The sequence below is a fragment of the Williamwhitmania taraxaci genome (assembly GCF_900096565.1).
GTDB lineage: Bacteria > Bacteroidota > Bacteroidia > Bacteroidales > Williamwhitmaniaceae > Williamwhitmania > Williamwhitmania taraxaci.
The window spans coordinates 1-2048 of sequence record NZ_FMYP01000154.1 but is presented as its reverse complement, the minus strand read 5'-3'; the positions used below and the strand labels follow the sequence as shown (position 1 = coordinate 2048).

Here is a 2048-nt window from a genome sequence, read left to right as displayed (position 1 = left end):
TCGCAAAATTGGAATAGTGGAGTAATTCAGGTTAGTGCAGCATTTTAATGCTAACAAAATATTATCAACAACATTTTTTTAGATTACAGCCATTTTTTTGTAATCAATTCAAGGTCTACTTCTGCTGAATCTGAAATCATGTGAATGCTCACAGTATCAATCAAAATTGGCTCTCCCTCTTGAATCTGAATAATTATTTTAACAGTATTCCTTTTGTCATTAATCTTCAGCGATTTCACTTCTGCCTGTGCATCTAAAAAACCTTCGCTCTGATATATACTCACAAGCCTCTTAAGATCAATATTTATTAACTCAGTGCTGTAGAGCGATGGTTCGTCTTTGGTAAGCAACTTTTGAAGGTATGAAACTGGCTCCAATACCATACCGTCAAGCAGAATATCTTTTTTCAAGGTTTTATTACCATGAAAAACAACCTTTCTTACTGCATAGTTTTCTTGGGCCGATGCCACAATTGACCAACCAAACGTGAAAATTAAAACAACTACAAATTCAGCTAGGATCTTTCGCAAATCACAAACCATTGAATCTAATATTAAAAAATTGCCAATAGCATTCGTATAATGTGTTCGTTGAAAATAAACTTTCTACACCTCGCCTACAAACTATCCAACGAAAACTATGCCACGAACTTAATAATCCTTAGAATCAACGAAGATCAAAATTACTTATTAGTAGGATAATAGTATTGATTTTAGAAATATTATTTCCCTAAACCATTCTTTTGTCCTTTTTTATCGTCTTGAGTATCTGCTTTGGCTACTTTCGTTGAAGCAGACAATCGACCATGAATAAAATCTGAATATACCTTGGTGAATTCCGCACCAAAAAAAACAATCATTGATGAATATGATGTCCACAATAGGATAAGGATTATAGAACCTGCTGCACCATATCCTGAACTAGGATCGGCCTTGCCAAAATACAATGCCAAACCGGATTTACCAATTGCAAACAAAAGGGATGTTATGAATGCGCCTATCCACACTGTACTCCACTTGATTTTTGTATCAGGCAAGTATTTAAACATCAGTGCAAATAATACCGCAATAATCCCCACTGAGAAAACCAAACTGAGCATTTTGAAAACTATCAGTAAAGACTCTGACCAGTTTTGGACTACCCATGAGCTGAATGCTGATAATAAAGAGGAAATAAGAAGAGAAATAAGTAATAAAAAAGCAATAGATACAATTAAACCAAAGGAAAAAATTCGAGTTTTCACGAAAGACCAAATACCTGAGCTAGTAGGTGAGGCTTTAACGTCCCAAATAGTATTAAAAGATTTTTGAAATTGTACAAATACTCTGGTAGCACCAAAAATAAGTATGGCAATACCTAGAAGGGTTGCCCAAATAGAATCCTTACTTTTGTTGGCAATTAACACCATCTTCTCTATCTGGTCGGCAGTATCAGTTCCCATGGTCTGTGAAACTTCGCTGTGTAATTTTCCACTAACAGCATCGCCACCAAAAAAATAACCTGCAATTGCGAGAACTACAACTAATAATCCTGGCAATGAAAATATGGCATTATAGGCTACTATTTCACTTTGAGAAAACGGATCTCGATCCCACCACTTTTTAAACGTTGTTTTCAAAAGAGTGAATATAGTTGAGAATATTGATTTTTTCATCGTAAAGTTAGATGTGGTTATTTATCCTTTTGCTTCTTATCTGACGGAGTCAAGAGTTTTTCGAAAAAACCTTTCTTCTTATCCGATTCAACCTTACCAACTGATTGGATATTAATTTCTTGGTCAATAGATGGATACAAGGCTTGAATGAATGCATTACGTAATACTTCTACTATTGCATACCAAGTCTTAATAGTTGTTTTTTCGTATACACCTTCAAATGGAACTTTTGTTGCCACTTGTTTCTTTTCAGGATTTTTCAGAATTACACCAACCGCACCTATCAACGATTCATATAGTTTATCACTACTGTCCGACAAAAAGATTCCAGTTGAAACGTTAGTTGAATAAAAATAAGGGGCTACTCCCCGAAGGTTTCACCCCGATGTTGTAG

At 35.0% G+C, this 2048-nt stretch carries 3 protein-coding genes; all 3 read right to left on the bottom strand.

All coding sequences use genetic code 11. The annotated features are described in order from the left end of the window. Nucleotides 1-83: 83 nt before the first annotated feature. Nucleotides 84-530 carry a POTRA domain-containing protein gene (locus tag BLS65_RS17615; protein WP_170830198.1) on the bottom strand — a complete coding sequence of 149 codons (447 nt, stop codon included), beginning with the start codon at nucleotides 528-530 and terminating at the stop codon, nucleotides 84-86. Between the two features lie 191 nt (nucleotides 531-721). Next, nucleotides 722-1654, bottom strand: a complete 933-nt coding sequence (locus BLS65_RS17610; protein ID WP_092441096.1) for a YihY/virulence factor BrkB family protein — start codon at nucleotides 1652-1654, stop codon at nucleotides 722-724. 17 nt (nucleotides 1655-1671) lie between these two features. Further along, entirely contained in the window at nucleotides 1672-1941 is a 270-nt protein-coding gene (locus BLS65_RS17605) for a hypothetical protein (protein WP_092441095.1), read from the bottom strand. Nucleotides 1942-2048: the final 107 nt, after the last annotated feature.

Coding starts and splice junctions, on each gene's coding strand:
- BLS65_RS17610 (WP_092441096.1), bottom strand. CDS start 1,654: ATGAAAAAATCAATATTCTCAACTATATTCACTCTTTTGAAAACAACG.